A 16,228-nucleotide genomic window follows, 5' to 3' on the forward strand; every position below is an offset into this window, starting at 1 on the left:
TTTTAGCATCTGGCCGCATGACTATTTTCACACCCGCACCACCATTTCCAACGCATCGCTATCTTGCAACCAGTCACGCGTGTTTATTCGCAGCATCTCCATAAAGGTATTTCCAGCCGTGGAAAGACGGGCAATATTCGGGCACAAAATGCCGATACTGCTGGCTGGTAACACTTCGCGCAGCACCAGCGGGCGCAGGTTCGGGCTGTAACCAGGGAAACGCAGACGCACCGACGTCCACATACTGATCGCCTCGGTTTGCTCCATCATGCGCGCCATTATCCACGGCGATGAACAGTGAATAATGTTTTGCGGCAGCGGCAGGTTATAGCGGCGGAACACTTGCCCGAGAATCGAATGTTCACCCGGTTCGTCCCAGTCCAGCCACGGGTAATCCATCAAGTTTTTCAGTGACGTCGTGTGCGTGACGGGATGCTGGTTCCCGGCAATCACCGTGTTGCTCAGCGCGTATAGCGATTCGTAATACATGCTGTTTTGCGAGGCATTATTGGCGGTGGTGATCACGGCGATATCCAGCCGTTGGTTTTCCAGCGCATCGTGGATTTGCTGCGGGCGGCCTTCCATCACGATGAGTTTTACGCCGGGATAACGCGCCTGGAACTGAATCAGCGTGTTGGTAAATGGCCCGTAGGAAGCCGCAGAGGTGAAACCGACGCGCAACTGGCGCATCGCTTTGCCAAGTAGATTGTCGATTTCGTCACGCGCTTCATGCAAAGAACGGTCGATATCGCGCGCGTGGCGCAGCAGAACTTGCCCATACTCATTTAACGTTACGCCGCGTGACGAGCGTTGCAGAATCGGCATGCCGATTTCCGCTTCCATTTCCTGAATGGTTTTAGAAATCGCCGGTTGTGTGAGGTGTAACGCCTTCGCCGCTTTGCCAATGCTGCCTTGCGCAGCAACTTCCAACAAAATATCTAACTGATTTAGTTTGATTTTCAATTTTCCGGCCCGCCTGGATCATCACCGTGGTGCAAAATTTGCTCTCTCACAATACAAATAAGATAACCAAAGGCATAACTAATTTTTATGATTGCGATGTTCTTTTTTTATGCAGATAGTTAAATCAACCCCAGTTTGTTTACATCTAAGTAACAAAAAAGGACGTGAGCATGAAACAGCGTGTCAGCTATGCCCAGGTGGATGCCGGAGTCACTTCCGCGCTTCCGTATGATGCGCCGTTGGTCCCGGAGCGCGCTAACGCTAAGTCGTTGGTGGCCGTCACTCTTGGCAATGGCCTCGAGATTTACGATTTTGCGGTTTACAGCTTTTTCTCGGTGATTATTGGCCATCTCTTTTTCCCAAGCACCAATGACTACACCTCTTTGTTACTGGCGGTGGCGACATTTGGCGTCGGGTTTGTGATGCGTCCGCTGGGGAGCCTGGTTCTGGGGAATTATGCCGACAAACACGGGCGTAAAGCCGCGATGACACTGATCCTCGGCTTGATGTCTTTAGGCGTGATGATGGTGGCATTTGCGCCGACTTATCATCAGGTTGGCATTCTTGCGCCAATCGTGTTGGTCGCCGGGCGCATGTTGCAGGGCTTTTCTGCGGGCGGTGAAGTGGGGGCGGCGACTTCCTGGCTGATGGAAGCGGGGCATAAATCCAGCCGGGGTGCGCGAGTGAGTTGGCAGATGACCAGCCAGGGCGGGGCGGCACTGTTTGGCGCAGCGATGGGCGCGGGTTTGAGCCATGTGCTGAGCGAACAACAACTTTACGACTGGGGCTGGCGTATTCCGTTTATTGTCGGCCTGGCAATTATGCCGATTGGGTTGTATATCCGCCGCCAGCTGGCTGAAACACACTCGGTGACGCCGACGGTCGTGACAGAAAACCCGGCTTTAACGTTATGGCGTGAGCATCGCCGCGCGTTGTTGCTCGGTATTTTGCTGGTGATGAAAGGCACCACCACGTTTTACATCATCATTTATTACATGCCCGCTTATATGGTGAATACGCTGCATATGCCTGCCAGCACCTCATGGTGGGTGAGTTTGACCGCCGCCGCGCTGACGCTTTTAGTGCCGTTCTTTGGTGGCAAACTGGCGGACCGGTTACCGAAACGCAAGCCGATACTGATCGCCTGCGCGGTGGGATCGTTCATTCTGATCTGGCCGATCTTCGCGACGATTTTGCATGGTGCGCCGCTAGGCGTCACGCTGGCGTTGATAGCCCTCGATCAGATCCTCGCCAACATCAGCTCCGCTGCCTTTTTCTTGTTGATCCTCGAAGCGTTCCCCAAAGCGGTTCGTGCCTCCGGTATGGCGCTGGTTTACGCCATCGGCGTGACGCTGTTTGGTGGTTTCGCCCAGTTAATCGTGACCTGGTTGCTCAAAGTCACCGGGGAACCGATGGCTCCTGCCTGGTATTTGATGTTCTGCGCGGTCGTCACTTTCGCGGCATTACTGGCCTGGCATGAACGCGAAACTTTCTGTGATGAATAAAAAGGAATAACCCTATGCTTATTAAAGAAATTCTTGATAACGAAGCAGAAATGATCGCCATTCGCCGCGATTTCCATCAGCACCCGGAGTTAGGTTTTGAAGAGTTCCGCACCAGCGACCGTATCGCACAATTGCTGACAGGCTGGGGTTACGAAGTGCATCGTGGCCTCGGCGGAACGGGCGTGGTGGGAACGCTAAAAGTAGGAAGCGGCGGCAAGCGTCTGGGGATTCGCGCCGATATGGACGCGCTGCCAATGCAGGAGCAAACCGGGCTGCCGTGGGCAAGCGTGAATGAAGGGAAAATGCACGCCTGCGGGCATGACGGACACTGCGCCATTTTGCTGTCGGCGGCGCGTTATCTGGCGGAGCATCGCCCGTTTAGCGGCACGTTACACCTGATTTTCCAGCCGTCGGAAGAGTCGATTGGCGGCGCAAAACGTATGATTGATGACGGCTTGTTTAAGCTGTTTCCGTGCGATGCAGTTTTTGGCCTGCACAATTTCCCGTTGTTGCCTGCGGGGGAAATCGCCACCAAACCCGGCGCGCTGATGGCTTCGTCAGACAGCATGACGATCACTCTCGAAGGCAAAGGCGGACACGGATCGATGCCGGAACATTGTATTGATCCGACGGTTGCCGGGGCGTCGATCGTCATGGCGCTGCAAACCATTGTTTCGCGCAATGTAGATCCGCAGGATTCTGCGGTGGTGACGGTAGGGAGCCTGCAAAGCGGCACCACGCATAATATTATTCCGCACAGCGCGGTGCTGAAACTCAATATGCGTACCTTTAAATCTGAGGTGCGGGATGCGGTGAAACTGCGCATTCAGAAACTGGTTCACGCGCAGGCAGAAAGTTTTGATGTGAAAGCATCGATTGCGGTGGATTTCGGCTACCCGGTGACGGTCAACGACCCGCAGCAAACTGAGTTTGCGATGCAGGTGGCTCGCGACGTTTTCGGGGCTGATAAAGTCGCCGATCCTGCGACGGTGAAAAGTGCGATGGGCAGCGAGGATTTCTCGTTCATGCTGGAGGAAGTGCCGGGCTGTTATTTATGGCTGGGGACGGCGACCGGCAACAATGACTACTCGGTTCACCACCCGTTATATCAGTTCAACGATGCCTGTATTTCCAGCGGTGCGACCTATTGGGTCAAGCTGACCGAGTCTTTCTTACGTTCGTAAATTACAACTTTCTGCTGACGGTAAATAACCCTGGGTTTTCTAGACTGAAAGAAAACGTCAGCAGAGGTTTTACATGTCCTGGCAACCTTTTCTCACCGTGATCCCCGGCTCTGTGCCGGCGGATCTTGCCATAAAAAATATCTCTTGTAGCGACATAAGCGATAGCTGGCCGATGAAGGATCAGGTTGCAGAACAGATCGATGATATCAATCAGCAGCTCGTCAGCGATTCGACGCTTGAAGCACCGGAGATATTCCTGGATAACCAGGGAATGCGGCGAATACGCTGTCGCAATAAACTCTCTGAACTTGCCTTCCATAATCGACCTGCCCTTCAGGAGTGGCGTTGCCAGTTGGTTCCAACCGCGCTGGCGCTTTGGGCTGTGCAGCATCCGCTAGCGGAACGCTTGATCAGCGGCGGGGAAATGGATGTTCATAGCCGACCCTGGTTTATTCACGCCAATGATGCGCGGGGGATTCGTTCCCGCGCCAAAGTGATGGCGGACATTGCCGATATTCACCTGAATAACCGTGTTTCTGGAAACTGGATAAGCCTGGCTTGTGGCGCGGCGGTGCCGGTTTTAAAGACCTTACGCGGCGCAAAACTCAGGTCGCAGAAATTCACTTTGCTGCTGGTTGATCATGACCGGCAATCGCTGAAATTTGCTCGCGGGTTGGCGACACAATATGGGCTGGTGGTAGGCCATCATTTTGCTTTGTTGATGCGCAATTTATTTGACCGGATGGTGGTCAGCGACAAACTGGTTCAGGAGTTGGGCGAGCAATCAGCTGAACTGGTCGATGGGTTGGGGATTTTTGAATACTTTTCGGAACCGGAAGCGGTGAATTTTATCCGTCACGCCCTGCGTCTGGTGAAACCGGGCGGCGTGCTGATTATTTCAAATATGCTCAAAACCAGTCCGCAAATTGATTTTGTGTTGCGCTGCGTAGGCTGGACGACGATTTATCCGCGCACGCTTTTCGAGCTCAGGGATATTGTTCTGGCGGCAGGAATTGACCTGAAAAATGTCACGGTGACGTTACCCAGCGATGGGGTTTATGCGGTGCTGGAGATTAATGTGAAGGAGTAAAATTCAGATTGCGGCAAAGGTTGATGAGCGGGTTTTGTCGGATGACGCTATCGCTTATCCGACCTACGTGGGGATTGCTTGCAAAGGGTTTTGTAGGGTGGATAAACGATAGCGTCATCCACCATTTACGCCGGTGTTGTCGGATGACACTGCCGCTTATCCGATCGACAAGGCCTGACTTTTAAGACAGGTAGTTCATGCCTTGTTTCAGCACAAAATCACACGCCTGAGTTTTCACTTTTTCCGCAATCGGTGAGCTGCCGATGCTGTTCAGATTCAGCTGCTGGCCTTTGCCAGTATTGAGCAGGCCCATCAAACCCTGGGTGTAATCCTGAGGTTCTGTTTGTTTGGTGCCGCTATCTAAACCGAGTTTGTCGAGCAGCTGATTTTTGACGTTTTCTGGATTGGTGGCGGAAACCAGTTTGTTCTTCATGCAGTATTCTAAAATACCGGCGGCATTGGTCATGCTGTTAGAGCTTAATGCGCTAGTACCGCCGCCGAGCAGGCTGGTCAGTGAGGCCAAAGAGTTACCGGTGGTGCCAGTAGTCGTCGTGCCTGTACTGCTGGTGCTGGTGGATTTGCTTAATTCATTTGCTGCGCTGGAAAGCTGATCCTGCCAGCTTGCGGCCATCGCCTGGCCAGCAAATACCGACGTTGCCAGCGCCAGAGCGCATAAAACCTTTTTGCTTGCTTTCATCTGTTTATACTCTTTTTCGGAAGCCTGCATTGCAGGCGAATTTTCGTCGAGTATACCGCTTTCTCCCGGCCTTTTGAGGTTCGGAGAGTTCTTAAAGCATCCCAAAAATACGGTTATTTACGGCCCGATGTAGCGCAGCACGACTTTTACCGCCATTTCACGGTAATGGCTGGTGCTGTCAGTCGGTTCGGCTCCGTCTTCAAAGAAGTTGGAGAAGGTGTAACTGTTGGCGACATGATAGAAGCTAAAACTACTGATCAGGCGGTGAACGTCTTTGGCGGTAACAAGCTTATTAAACAGCTGTTTTTCTTGCCCACGGGTCAACACATCTTCCAGTAATTCCAGCGCGCTGCGGTTTATTTCACGCAGGTACGCCGACTCTTTCACAAAGCGCCCGCGCTGCATGTTTTCCATGCAGATAATACGAATGAAATCCGGGTGCGTGGCGTGGAAATCAAATGTCCATTCCACCAGTTCCACCATCGCTTCGACGGGTGGTTGATGGGAAAGATTGAGCTGGCGTTCACAGCTGCGAATTTGGGTGTACACATATTCAAGCACCTGAACATAAAGCAGTTCTTTGCTTTTGAAATGATAAACCACCATGCGTTTTGTGGTGTTAGCCTTTTCGGCAATTTGCTCCATGCGTGCGCCGTTAAGGCCAAACTCAGCGAACAAACTAATGGCGCTGAAGAAAATCTTTTCTTTCAAACTGGCGTCATCGAAACGCTCAGGAAGATAAATTTCGTGGGTTTCCACGCAAGGCTCCTTAATGTCATCAGGCCGCTGGTAACGCCCAGGCCAGATGACATTAAAACAAGTTTGCGCGGGCAAAGCACTGATGAGTTCGCGAAGCCCTGAAACACATCACACTCGTGGGCGTTTGCGGTACAGCCACAGCCCCGGAATGGATAGGCCAATCGATAGCGCACCGACGATAAAAGACGCTTTCAGGAAGTTGGTCAGCAGTTGAATCATCAGGTCTTCGGTGTAACCAAAGTGGCTGAGTTTTACCGCTGAAATCATCGCGGTGTAAGCTGAAATCCCAGGAAACATCGGGATCACGGCGGCGACGGTAAACACTTTCGGATGGGCCAAATACCAGCGTGACCATTGAATACCGATGCTCCCGACCAGTAGCGAGGCGATAAACGTGCTCCATTCGATGTTCAGGCCTGCCGTCATCATCGCCATTCTTGAGCCGTGGCCAATCGCACCGAGCAAGGCGCAATAGGGCAAAGCACGTTGCGGGACATTAAACACCAGTGCGAAACCGGCTGCGGGGATCGCCGCCAGCGCCATGTCTTGTAACAGCGCGAGTAAAAAGTCGATTATTCCCATCCTTTTAACCCCCACACGGACATCGCCATCACCACGCCAATGCAGGTGGCAAGCGTGAGTAAACTCGCCATTGCCCATCGGGCAAGCCCGGTGTTGACGTGGCCTTTAAACATATCGGCCACGGCGTTGATCAGCGGAAAGCCCGGCACCAGCAGCAATACACTCGCCGCCATCGCAATATTTGAAGTGTTGGCAAACGGCCCTTTGGCGATAAGCAAACCAGAAATAGACGTGGCGACAAAGGCCGTAATGCAGAAATTAATTTGTGGGTGTAAATGGCGCGCGGTGAGCACTAATCGGACGTACATTGCCACCGAACCGGCCAGAAATGCGATGAATGCCCCATCCCAACCGCCATGATTGAGCTTACAGAAACAGCCGCAGGAGAGGCCGACCATCAACACCACTAACCAACGGGGATATCGCAGCGGTTTAATATGCTCAAATCTTTTTAAAACATCTTTGCAATCCAACAACTTGTGTTCAGCCATGATCACAATATGTTGGACTTCCGTCACCACGTGCATGTTGATGCCACGGTCGATATTTTTGCGCGTGGTGGTGAGGCACTGGTTATCTTTGATGGTGCTCAGAACAATGGCGTTCGCTGAAATTGAGCTTTCAACGCTATCCATTCCCAAAGCGATCCCTAAACGGCTGGAAAGTTCTTCAACCAGCGAGCTTTCAGCGCCGTGTTGCAGCAAGAAAAGCCCGCACTGAATACACAGCCGGGTGACATCGCGCTGTAAGTTTACGTCTGTCGACATGCCTGTCCTATAAGAGGTGAAAAGCGACGCTAATCGCTCAATTTTTAACATCCCCCAGTTTTAACATAGGCCGCCCCCTCTACTCAGGCGGGCCAGATCAACATTTAGCCAGATAATCAATTTCGCACACTTTTTCGGCGAAATATGAACTCGTCCACAGTCTCGGTGTGAGTTTCGAAAAGTGCACGTTTTGCACCGATATTGGCCTTCTTTTTCCCTCCTGTGACGATAAAAATGCACATTCGAACATTTGCTAAACATAAAAATAACATTTAAATAACCGGCATTGAGAGAGCGTATCCTATGAAAACTCAAGTTGTGATTATCGGTGCTGGCCCGTCGGGCTTGCTGTTGGGGCAATTGCTGCACAATGCCGGGATCAGCAATATCGTGCTCGAAAGACAAACGCCCGAACATGTTTTGGGGCGCATTCGCGCAGGCGTTCTGGAAAGCGGGACTGTCGATTTGCTGCGCGAGGCGGGCGTTAGTGAGCGAATGGATGCGGAAGGATTAGTCCACGAAGGCGTTGAGTTTTTGGTGGATGGCAAACGTATTCCGGTTCCGCTCAAAGAATTGACCGGTGGCAAGACCGTGATGGTGTACGGCCAGACAGAAGTGACGCACGATTTAATGGATGCGCGCCGGGCAACGGACACTGTCTCAATGTACGGCGTCAGCGATGTGCAATTGTTTGATGTTAAAAGTGATTCGCCGTATGTCACTTTTGAAAAGCAGGGCGAAACTTATCGTATTGATTGCGACTATATCGCGGGTTGCGATGGGTTCCACGGTGTTTCGCGCAAAGCGATTCCGGCGGAGATCACCCAGGAGTTCGAACGTGTTTATCCCTTCGGCTGGCTTGGCTTGTTATCTGACACGCCGCCTGTGAATCACGAGCTGATTTATGCTCATCATGAACGTGGATTTGTGTTGTGTAGTCAGCGCTCACTAACCAGAAGCCGTTACTATTTGCAGGTTCCGCTCAGTGACAAAGTGGAAGCCTGGCCTGATGAACGCTTCTGGGGTGAGCTAAAACAGCGTTTGCCACAAGAGCTGGTCGATAAGTTAGTGACTGGTCACTCACTTGAGAAAAGTATCGCGCCGCTGCGCAGTTATGTCGTCGAGCCGATGCAGTACGGCAAACTATTTCTGGTCGGCGATGCCGCGCATATCGTGCCGCCGACCGGCGCGAAAGGGCTGAATCTGGCGGCGTCGGATGTTAATTATCTCTACCGAATTTTGAAAAAGGTTTACCACGAAGGGCGAACGGATTTACTGGAAACCTATTCACCGATGGCGTTGCGCCGGGTCTGGAAAGGGGAACGCTTTAGTTGGTTTATGACTAATCTGCTGCATGATTTCGAAGACATGAGCGCGTTTGACCGCAAGATGCAGCAGGCAGACCGTGAATATTATATGGCATCACGCGCGGGGCTGACGACCATTGCCGAAAACTACGTTGGGCTGGACTTCGAATCTGTTGAATAAACTACACTTGTTCAACAGAGCATGGGTTTTTTAAGCTAAGAGGGTGAAATGAGCCTGAACACCGGTATTCCGGTATTTAAACTTTATGGTGAAAACCGAATCTGGCCTGCGGCGGATTTGCTGCATTGTGAGTCTATTCACAGCCGCAGCAGCCTTTATGAATGGCACATTCGCATTCATCAGCATGCGGATTTGGTTCAACTGCTTTATCTGCATAAAGGGCAGGTGGAGATAGATATTGAAGGCGTGAAACATCACGTTAATCATGCCTGCCTTCAGGTGGTGCCCGCATTGTGCGTGCACGGCTTCAAATTTTCACCCGGTGCTCAGGGTTATATTCTTTCATTTTCCGCGCCCTTGATTGCTCAGTTTGAACAGCAATTTGGTCGGCCTTTGCAGGTCTTAGCCCAGGCGGCTTGCGTGCCGGTGAAAGGCTCGCGCAGGCAAATTAATACCTTGTTTAGCACGCTTCAGAATGAGTACGAAGGGCAGGGCGAAGCGCGAGATATGATGCTGCATTCGCTGATCAGCGCACTGTTAGTTTGGCTTAATCGCCAATGCGCTCCGGCCCCGAGCGGCAGTTCGCGAGTTGAACGCAAACGCGCCGTTATTCATCAGTTTAATCAATTGGTTGAGCGTCACTATCGCGAGCAATTATCAGTCACGCATTATGCGAGTGTGGTGGGTTTATCGACCGTGCATTTGAACAACTTGTGCCATGAATTCTATGGCTGCAGTGCGCTTAATGTTCTGCACCAACGTGTTCTGCTCGAAGCCCGGCGTAGTTTGCTTTACACCAGCATGACCATAAGCCAGATCTCAGAATATCTGGGATTTAGCGATGCGACTTATTTTTCACGATTTTTCCGCCGTTATACCGGCTCGACGCCAAAAGATTTCCGCCATCATCCAATCCATGAGTTGTAATGTATTTAATAATAATTAATTCAATATTAATTATGGCTAATTTTAAATGGTATGAAGTTGTAAGAAATGTCACTTTCAGAAATAATATTTCATCATTAATATTTCTTTCTATTTTTAATATTCACTTAGAAGACTTATCCTCTCTCTTTTATAGTTTCACATATATTAGTCAAAGGAATGATATGGAAAATATTATCACTGCAAGTAATCCTTCCAGCACGATAATGGTAGTAGTTCCTTGTGTATTAACCGCAGCGGGAATTGTTACTAAGCTTCAATCGAACTCGAAAGTTAATGGATTAGTTAAGGTTATCAATAGGATTGATGAAGCTTATTCAGGAGTGTTAAAAACATCTGATGTCACTGTTATCTTAAATATCAGTGAATCAACCAGCCAGCTTGCCGAAGAGATAAAGTTTATTAACTGGTGCCGCACCGTTCAACCTTCGGCGGTAATCATTGCTTACACGCGCAATCATAAACTTAGCGTGCTTAATTATATTGCTGCGCTGGGTGTGAGAATTATTATTTCTCAATATGAGTCATCCGCCACTTTTTCAGATTTCATCAATAAATCATTTAATTCAAAGGTGATGTTGTGTAGCCCAATCATTAAAAGCATCCTGGAAGAAAGAATGATGGCCGAGTTAACGGTGTGCGAAGTTCAGGTAATAGGGCAATTATTTCTCGGCCACAATGTGAGCCAGGTGGCGCATAACCTGGGGCGCGATATCAGAACCGTCAGTTCGCACAAAAGACATGCCATGGAAAAGCTAGGATTGCACTGCGAGAAAGATCTTCACCTTTTGGGGTGTGCGTTGTCAGGAAAGTGATTTTTTTATAAGGAGATAAAAAATGCAGGAAAGCAAAACACGGATTTTTTTGCGTAACCCTTTTTGCCGCGCGGCCGTCGTCAGTAAACGGCCATTAATGCGTGACGGTTTGCAGTTCATCATGGCACAGAGAGCGCCGCAGTCATCAGTCGTTTTACTGTCTGACTACTCGGAATTGAACCGCGAGATGCTGGCGAAAATTGATGTGGTGGTGCTTGAGTTGGATAGCTCGCTACAAGAAATCTTTGGCGAATGTGAATTTCTTAACTCGCTACACCATCAATATCGGCAGATTCAGTGGATCATCATGTTGCCCGCGCATTTGACCAATATTGCCATCGAACGTCTGCTGAACTCTAAAACATCGTTGCTTTCTTTATATGAGCCGATGAGCAGTATTATCGAGCATGTCTTTAACAGCGGTGGCGAAGTCGAACGAATTAGCCGGCTTTTGTTGCAGGAGAAAGCGGCGCAATCTTCCGCTACAGAAGTGCCCAGTAATAGTCTGACTTTTTCCGAGCGTAGAGTTTTACGATTAATCAGCAAAGGTTGGCAGTTGACGCAAATTGCGACGTTACTCGAGAAAAATTATAAAACCGTCAGTGCCCAAAAAAGCAGTGCGCTACGCCGCCTGGGATTGAAAAGTGATGCCGAAATGTTTGCGTGGATGATCAGCGAAAGCGGTATGCAGGAGCTGAATTTGCCACCGGATAATGCAGTAGGATGATGTTTGTCAGACAGGACTGAGGAGCGTTGGCTGCTCCTAAGTCTGCTGATTATTGGCAAACATCGACCCAGTGAGCGGCGGTCAGTTCAGCCAGTCGAGTCGGGGAAATCCGCACCGCGCTATGAATCGCTCCAGCGGCTGGCAAAACTTCTTCGTATTGTTTCAGAGAAATATCGCAATAAACCGTTAAGGGATTCTCCAGACCAAACGGGCAAACGCCGCCTACGGGGTGGCCTGTCCAGATAACCACTTCATCGCTGCTTAGCATGCGGGCCTTGGCCCCAAATACGGTTTTGAGCTTTTTATTATCCAGGCGTGCATCGCCTTTCGCGACAACCAGCACAACCCTGTCTTTCACTTTCAACGACAATGTTTTGGCGATTTGACCCGGTTCAACACGATGAGCCGCTGCGGCCAGCGCAACCGTTGCGGTGCTTTGGTTTAGTTCGATGATGTTGATATCAGGGGCGTTTTCGGCAAAAAATTGCCGGACAGACTGCAGGCTCATGCTTTTCTCCCATTTTAGTCAGCAAATAATTTGGCATAAGTCTGTGCTATATGTAAACCAGTGAAATTCGCCCTGCGAATGCGGCATGAAAGCGCGATGTTGTGACGTGAAATACCTAAAGAACTCAAACTTTCAGTTATTTTTCGATCTTCTTCACAATCACTGCAACCGGTTTCAGTAACCGGTTGCAGTCGGTGAAATAGCGATGAATACTGAAATGGTCACCTACCTGTATCCAATAATAAGAGCAGCCTATGTCTACGAATCATGCAGCCTTTAATTTGATATTCCGCTTTGTAGAAAATTACGTGAGTCCCGTCGCTGGGCGAATTTCCTCACAACGTCATGTTATGGCGATTCGTGATGGGTTTATTTCGGCGATGCCATTTATGATTGTCGGTTCGTTCCTGCTGGTGTTTGCTTATCCGCCGTTCTCACCAACCACCACCTGGGGTTTTGCCCGTGCGTGGCTGGATGCAGCAAAACATTTCGAAGGTCAAATTCTGACGCCGTTTGATATGACGATGGGCATTATGTCTATCTACATTTGTGCGGCTATTGCTTACAACCTCGGTAAACATTATGTGAAGTCGCACGGCCTGGATCCGTTCATGTGTGCGATGCTTTCTTTGATGGCTTTCCTGCTGGTCGCGGCTCCGAAAACCAAAGGCGTTATGCCAATGGATAGCCTGGGTGGGACGGGGATCTTTACTGCGATCCTGGTAGCGATCTACTGCGTTGAAATGATGCGCTTCCTGAAAGCACACAATATTGGGATCAAACTTCCTGACCAGGTTCCACCGATGATCAAGAACTCCTTTGATCTGCTGATTCCGGTGCTGGTGGTGGTTCTGACGCTTTATCCGCTGAGCCTGTTGATTCAGTCACAGTTCGACATGCTGATTCCACAAGCGATTATGTCGGTGTTTAAACCACTGGTTTCTGCTGCTGACTCATTACCTGCGATTCTGCTTGCAGTGTTGATTGGCCACCTGCTGTGGTTTGCAGGCATCCATGGTGCGGCGATTGTTTCCGGTATGCTGCAAATGTTCTGGCTGACCAACCTCGGCATGAACCAGAGCGCACTGGCGCAAGGCGCACCGTTGCCACACATCTTTATGGAAGCGTTCTGGACGTTCTTTATTGTGGTCGGCGGTTCTGGTGCCACCATGGGGCTGGTGATTTGCTATCTGCGCAGTAAGTCAGCGCACCTGCGTTCGATTGGCCGCCTGAGTATTGTTCCAACGTGCTTTAACATTAACGAGCCGGTGATTTTCGGTACGCCAATTGTAATGAACCCGGTGTTCTTTATTCCGTTCCTGCTGGCGCCAATGGTCAACGCTGTGCTGGCGTGGGGCGCAATGAAAATGGATCTGATTGGGCGTGTTATTTCAGTGGTGCCGTGGACCGCACCTGCACCAATCGGTGCCGCATGGGCGCTGGGTTGGGACTTCCGTGCAGCAATCCTGGTCATTCTGCTGGCTGTGGTTTCGGCGATTATCTACTTCCCGTTCTTCAAAGTGTACGAGAAGCAGTTGCTGGAGCAGGAAGCCGAAGAAGCACAGAAAGCTTCTGGCGAAGAGAGCCAACAAGCCGCTTAATCAGGGTGTAATCAATGAGATGAAACGGTGGGGAAACCCACCGTTTTGCTTTTTACTTTAAGGTGCAGTCACCGCAGCGTTGAACGTCTGGCAGTTTATAGCGTTGGCAGCAGGTGCGACGTACCAGCATTCCTTCACGAAGAATCACGGTGCGATAGAGCGGGTTATCCTGACCATCGCGCAACTGCTTCTCAAAGAAACAAGCATGGCGTAATTCGGCAATCGTCGATTCATCCAGCAACTCTCGCAGCTCGCCAAAAAACCAGTTCAGCAAATACCCGGTATTACTCCAGATGAGTTTCCCGTTAATCTCACCGCTATTTTCTAGCGCATTCACCACCGGCATTAACCCGTTGATAATCAATTTCTCAAGGCGTTGAGCTAACGGTTGAGTGGTAGCGACTCTATCTTCCTGAACGTCTATCCAGAAAGTGGCTGCTCGACCTGTTTCGTGAAACTCGACGTGGATTCGCTGGGGATCAATATCCAGCGCGCGCGGTTGGGTAATCAACGCCATGACTAACGGCGGAACCAGCAAACCCAGATACCATTGCGCCCACAGTGATTTTAGCGGTTTTCCTTCCCGCTCGAGCTGTGGCTGATTGCGATAAATATGGTCGCTGTAGCAGGCGAGAAGCGAAGTTAATGCAGTAGGTTGCGCCCATTGATGCAGAGTCAGGCTGGAGGCGGGGGCATGTTCATTCAGTTTAATGATGTCGTTGAAGTACGGGCGATGCGCCGTGAAATGCGCACGCAGCTCATCCGCAAGCGTTGATTGCGTGCTCGTGAAAGGCGGTTGCCATGCCTGGAAATCATCAAACTGTGTAGACTGAAACGCCATCGACAAACAAGACCACTAATACAAATGATAATGATTGCCAATCCTATCTATAGGCAAAGCCTTTAGCAAGGCCATTTTATGCGCAGGAAGAGTGGGATCAGGTAAGTCGTTGTTTGGCTTAGTTTGTGAGCAGCGAATCGCTAATCAGAATGCTATTACGGCCCTGGCGTTTTGCACGATACAGAGCAGCATCCGCCTGGCGTAACGCTTCTTCAATATCTGATTGCTCAAGTGGCGCGATACCGATGCTGGCTGTCACATGCGTGGCGACGTCTTCATTAAACAGGTGAGGGATTTTTAAATCATAAACACGCTGGCGAATTCGCTCGGCGGTTTGCATGGCACGCTCGGCGTCAATGTCCGTCAGCAACACCATAAATTCTTCGCCGCCATAGCGGGTGACGACATCGCGTGAGCGAACCGTATCGCGAATTGCGGCTGAGATGTGTGTCAACGCCTGGTCGCCCATGCTGTGGCCGTAGTTGTCGTTGTAGGCTTTGAAATGGTCGATATCTAACAGCAGCACGAAGTGCTGACCGCTGCCTAACGCCAGAATAGTATCGAGACGGTTACGAAACCCACGGCGGTTATACAAGCCGGTGAGCGGGTCCAGCATACTCAAATCAGTCAGCGTTTCTTTTTCTTCGAGTAACTTATCCATCAGGCGACGGGTAAAATTATCATTACGTTTCTGAATGATATGCTGGATCGTAATACCAAAACCAGGAAGAACAACGGAATACAGTACACGTGGCCAGTTAGCGCCCTGGTCGAGCCATAAAATCACAGCCGTTACGGGCAGGCAGGAAGCCAAAAAGGCCTGGATATTATTGATAAAAGAAATCGAGCCAATAAATAATATGGCTAATAAAGCAATAATCAGAAAATTAAGATCAATAACGGACATCGCACTGACTTTTATATAGATATGCCATGCCCAAAGTAACCCAATTATTAACGAAATGGCGTTAATGTTAATTAGCTTCTTTTTGTTCACGAACTGCCAGAGCAGACACGACAGGCTAACAGCCAGCACCAGGATGATAGGGACCGTGAAACGTTGTGTGTTAACTGATGGCGACACCATACTAAATCCCGCAGAAAAGGCGTTTAGTAATAAAAATAAACGCAACGAGAGTTGATGTTTCCCTTTCAGTAATGCGCGCCAGGTTGTTGCTGTCATATCACAAAATTCTTTCGACTCATGCTCAACGTTATATTGTTGAATATATTATAAAAAATACAGGGAAGGTGATTGCTTGATGCAATTATCTATTTTCTAATCATGGGTTTAACATCGCTGCTCAATCTATCACCTTAACGAAATCATGTCATCTGATGATGAGGAATGCTTAACATTTCTAATGTAAAACAGTGAATACACCGCGCTGACAAACGAGAAATTATATCATATGATATTGGTTATCATTTTCAATTGGTGCGATAGCGATGATATTACAACGTCAGTTAGAAAGCGCATGGGGGGTGTTGATACCGGGAGGCATTGTCGCGGCATTGCTATGTCTGGATTTAACGTTTAGCCAGTGGCGGGGATTGATTGTATTGGGGTTATTGGCGACAACAGGCATGCTGTACCATAAGCGGTTACGTCATTTTGTCTTGTTACCATCATGCGTAGCGGTTGCCAGTGGGCTTGCATTGGTGATGATGAATTTGGAAGCGATGAAATAGGGAGGTAACGCTGAGAGTGTTGCAAGAAGAGAGTGATAAGAATTGGTGCGAAGAGAGGGACTTG

General features: G+C 49.8%; 17 protein-coding genes. 9 read left to right on the forward strand and 8 right to left on the reverse strand.

The window, feature by feature from the left end:
• Window positions 1-27 precede the first annotated feature (27 nt).
• Window positions 28-963 carry a LysR family transcriptional regulator gene (locus D6029_RS18885; RefSeq protein WP_120066258.1) on the reverse strand — a complete coding sequence of 312 codons (936 nt, stop codon included), beginning with the start codon at window positions 961-963 and terminating at the stop codon, window positions 28-30.
• A 170-nt stretch (window positions 964-1,133) separates the two neighbouring features.
• On the opposite strand from D6029_RS18885, the gene D6029_RS18890 reads away from it, so the two are divergent.
• The 3 genes from D6029_RS18890 to D6029_RS18900 all read left to right on the forward strand — a co-directional run bounded on the left by D6029_RS18890 (window position 1,134) and on the right by D6029_RS18900 (window position 4,742).
• Entirely contained in the window at window positions 1,134-2,468 is a 1,335-nt protein-coding gene (locus D6029_RS18890) for an MFS transporter (protein WP_120066259.1), read from the forward strand.
• 14 nt (window positions 2,469-2,482) lie between these two features.
• Entirely contained in the window at window positions 2,483-3,652 is a 1,170-nt protein-coding gene (locus tag D6029_RS18895) for a M20 aminoacylase family protein (protein ID WP_120066260.1), read from the forward strand.
• Window positions 3,653-3,725: 73 nt separating this feature from the next.
• A complete protein-coding gene (locus D6029_RS18900; RefSeq protein WP_120066261.1) occupies window positions 3,726-4,742 on the forward strand; it encodes a class I SAM-dependent methyltransferase in 1,017 nt (338 codons plus the stop codon).
• 181 nt (window positions 4,743-4,923) lie between these two features.
• Here the strand turns inward: D6029_RS18900 and D6029_RS18905 are convergent, their stop codons facing one another.
• The 4 genes from D6029_RS18905 to D6029_RS18920 form a co-directional block, all read right to left on the reverse strand.
• Entirely contained in the window at window positions 4,924-5,439 is a 516-nt protein-coding gene (locus D6029_RS18905; RefSeq protein ID WP_120066274.1) for a YjjA family protein, read from the reverse strand.
• A gap of 117 nt (window positions 5,440-5,556) precedes the next feature.
• The gene (locus tag D6029_RS18910) at window positions 5,557-6,198 is read right to left on the reverse strand and encodes a TetR/AcrR family transcriptional regulator (RefSeq protein ID WP_120066262.1); all 642 of its coding nucleotides are present in this window, start codon (window positions 6,196-6,198) and stop codon (window positions 5,557-5,559) included.
• A 108-nt stretch (window positions 6,199-6,306) separates the two neighbouring features.
• Complete coding sequence (locus D6029_RS18915) at window positions 6,307-6,780, reverse strand: threonine/serine exporter (protein WP_120066263.1); 474 nt, start codon at window positions 6,778-6,780, stop codon at window positions 6,307-6,309.
• Window positions 6,771-7,547, reverse strand: coding sequence for a threonine/serine exporter family protein (locus D6029_RS18920; protein ID WP_120066264.1), 777 nt, complete (start codon window positions 7,545-7,547; stop codon window positions 6,771-6,773). Before D6029_RS18920 ends, D6029_RS18915 begins: the two co-directional genes overlap by 10 nt.
• Before the next feature lie 303 nt (window positions 7,548-7,850).
• On the opposite strand from D6029_RS18920, the gene pobA reads away from it, so the two are divergent.
• The 4 genes from pobA (at window position 7,851) to D6029_RS18940 (ending at window position 11,522) form a co-directional block, all read left to right on the forward strand.
• On the forward strand, window positions 7,851-9,035 hold the full coding sequence (gene pobA / locus D6029_RS18925) for a 4-hydroxybenzoate 3-monooxygenase (protein WP_120066265.1): 1,185 nt from the start codon (window positions 7,851-7,853) through the stop codon (window positions 9,033-9,035).
• Between the two features lie 48 nt (window positions 9,036-9,083).
• Window positions 9,084-9,962 carry a helix-turn-helix domain-containing protein gene (locus D6029_RS18930; protein WP_120066266.1) on the forward strand — a complete coding sequence of 293 codons (879 nt, stop codon included), beginning with the start codon at window positions 9,084-9,086 and terminating at the stop codon, window positions 9,960-9,962.
• Window positions 9,963-10,144: 182 nt separating this feature from the next.
• Window positions 10,145-10,795 carry a LuxR C-terminal-related transcriptional regulator gene (locus D6029_RS18935; protein WP_167456032.1) on the forward strand — a complete coding sequence of 217 codons (651 nt, stop codon included), beginning with the start codon at window positions 10,145-10,147 and terminating at the stop codon, window positions 10,793-10,795.
• A gap of 22 nt (window positions 10,796-10,817) precedes the next feature.
• Window positions 10,818-11,522, forward strand: a complete 705-nt coding sequence (locus D6029_RS18940) for a helix-turn-helix transcriptional regulator (protein ID WP_120066268.1) — start codon at window positions 10,818-10,820, stop codon at window positions 11,520-11,522.
• Between the two features lie 49 nt (window positions 11,523-11,571).
• Here D6029_RS18940 and D6029_RS18945 read toward each other — a convergent pair whose 3' ends face one another.
• The gene (locus D6029_RS18945) at window positions 11,572-12,030 is read right to left on the reverse strand and encodes a YbaK/EbsC family protein (protein ID WP_120066269.1); all 459 of its coding nucleotides are present in this window, start codon (window positions 12,028-12,030) and stop codon (window positions 11,572-11,574) included.
• Window positions 12,031-12,284: 254 nt separating this feature from the next.
• Between D6029_RS18945 and D6029_RS18950 the strand changes: the two genes are divergently transcribed.
• Window positions 12,285-13,631 (forward strand): PTS sugar transporter subunit IIC, encoded by a 1,347-nt coding sequence (locus D6029_RS18950; RefSeq protein WP_120066270.1) that lies wholly within the window; start codon window positions 12,285-12,287, stop codon window positions 13,629-13,631.
• Between the two features lie 52 nt (window positions 13,632-13,683).
• On the opposite strand, the gene fhuF is transcribed toward D6029_RS18950, so the two are convergent.
• Window positions 13,684-14,472 carry a siderophore-iron reductase FhuF gene (gene fhuF / locus D6029_RS18955; RefSeq protein ID WP_120066271.1) on the reverse strand — a complete coding sequence of 263 codons (789 nt, stop codon included), beginning with the start codon at window positions 14,470-14,472 and terminating at the stop codon, window positions 13,684-13,686.
• A gap of 118 nt (window positions 14,473-14,590) precedes the next feature.
• Window positions 14,591-15,655: a GGDEF domain-containing protein gene (locus D6029_RS18960; RefSeq protein WP_120066272.1), complete on the reverse strand. Its 1,065-nt coding sequence runs from the start codon at window positions 15,653-15,655 to the stop codon at window positions 14,591-14,593.
• A 269-nt stretch (window positions 15,656-15,924) separates the two neighbouring features.
• Between D6029_RS18960 and D6029_RS18965 the strand changes: the two genes are divergently transcribed.
• Complete coding sequence (locus tag D6029_RS18965) at window positions 15,925-16,164, forward strand: DUF1435 domain-containing protein (protein WP_120066275.1); 240 nt, start codon at window positions 15,925-15,927, stop codon at window positions 16,162-16,164.
• Window positions 16,165-16,228 lie beyond the last annotated feature (64 nt).

Source organism: Buttiauxella izardii, from assembly GCF_003601925.1.
Lineage (GTDB): Bacteria > Pseudomonadota > Gammaproteobacteria > Enterobacterales > Enterobacteriaceae > Buttiauxella > Buttiauxella izardii.

Bases quoted from the DNA above. Each gene is read 5' to 3' on its own strand.
- D6029_RS18890 (WP_120066259.1), top strand. From the start codon at position 1,134: ATGAAACAGCGTGTCAGCTATGCCCAGGTGGATGCCGGAGTCACTTCC.
- D6029_RS18895 (WP_120066260.1), top strand. From the start codon at position 2,483: ATGCTTATTAAAGAAATTCTTGATAACGAAGCAGAAATGATCGCCATT.
- D6029_RS18900 (WP_120066261.1), top strand. From the start codon at position 3,726: ATGTCCTGGCAACCTTTTCTCACCGTGATCCCCGGCTCTGTGCCGGCG.
- D6029_RS18905 (WP_120066274.1), bottom strand. From the start codon at position 5,439: ATGAAAGCAAGCAAAAAGGTTTTATGCGCTCTGGCGCTGGCAACGTCG.
- D6029_RS18915 (WP_120066263.1), bottom strand. From the start codon at position 6,780: ATGGGAATAATCGACTTTTTACTCGCGCTGTTACAAGACATGGCGCTG.
- D6029_RS18920 (WP_120066264.1), bottom strand. From the start codon at position 7,547: ATGTCGACAGACGTAAACTTACAGCGCGATGTCACCCGGCTGTGTATT.
- pobA (WP_120066265.1), top strand. From the start codon at position 7,851: ATGAAAACTCAAGTTGTGATTATCGGTGCTGGCCCGTCGGGCTTGCTG.
- D6029_RS18930 (WP_120066266.1), top strand. From the start codon at position 9,084: ATGAGCCTGAACACCGGTATTCCGGTATTTAAACTTTATGGTGAAAAC.
- D6029_RS18935 (WP_167456032.1), top strand. From the start codon at position 10,145: ATGGAAAATATTATCACTGCAAGTAATCCTTCCAGCACGATAATGGTA.
- D6029_RS18940 (WP_120066268.1), top strand. From the start codon at position 10,818: ATGCAGGAAAGCAAAACACGGATTTTTTTGCGTAACCCTTTTTGCCGC.
- D6029_RS18945 (WP_120066269.1), bottom strand. From the start codon at position 12,030: ATGAGCCTGCAGTCTGTCCGGCAATTTTTTGCCGAAAACGCCCCTGAT.
- D6029_RS18950 (WP_120066270.1), top strand. From the start codon at position 12,285: ATGTCTACGAATCATGCAGCCTTTAATTTGATATTCCGCTTTGTAGAA.
- fhuF (WP_120066271.1), bottom strand. From the start codon at position 14,472: ATGGCGTTTCAGTCTACACAGTTTGATGATTTCCAGGCATGGCAACCG.
- D6029_RS18960 (WP_120066272.1), bottom strand. From the start codon at position 15,655: ATGACAGCAACAACCTGGCGCGCATTACTGAAAGGGAAACATCAACTC.